The sequence below is a fragment of the Nocardioides oceani genome (assembly GCF_030412965.1).
GTDB classification, from domain to species: Bacteria; Actinomycetota; Actinomycetes; order Propionibacteriales; family Nocardioidaceae; genus Nocardioides; species Nocardioides oceani.
The window spans coordinates 1-372 of record NZ_JAUHJQ010000067.1; the positions used below are offsets into that span (position 1 = coordinate 1).

Annotated in this window: 1 protein-coding gene; it reads right to left on the bottom strand. The window is 46.8% G+C overall.

Features of this window, described 5'->3' with window-relative positions:
* Positions 1–59 precede the first annotated feature (59 nt).
* Positions 60–372 (bottom strand): hypothetical protein (locus QWY28_RS23300; RefSeq protein ID WP_300955303.1); only part of this gene is annotated, 313 nt, incomplete at its 5' end.

Sequence of the window (372 nt, forward strand, 5' to 3'; positions counted from 1 at the left end):
AAACAACCACTACAACAAAAGCGTCAACTCCCACCTCAACTGCAGAAACCTCAACAGTATCAGTCACCACCAGTACCACTGAAGAAATTCCAACAACTACAAACGGGTATCCAGAGTGTCCATGCTTTTGTAATGTGGGTAATACGACTTATAGAGGAGGACCACCAAGTAATTCTAGCCGTGCTCATCACTCGGGTCATGCCATACACAGCAAACACGCTTCCCATCCGAAAGAACACGAGAAACATCATCACCTGGCCCACCAAAGCAAAGCCCACCACGAACATCAAGACAAGGATCATCATGAACATCACCAAAACAAGGAGCACCACGTCCACCACCAAAACAAAGAACACCACGCCCATAAAGAAC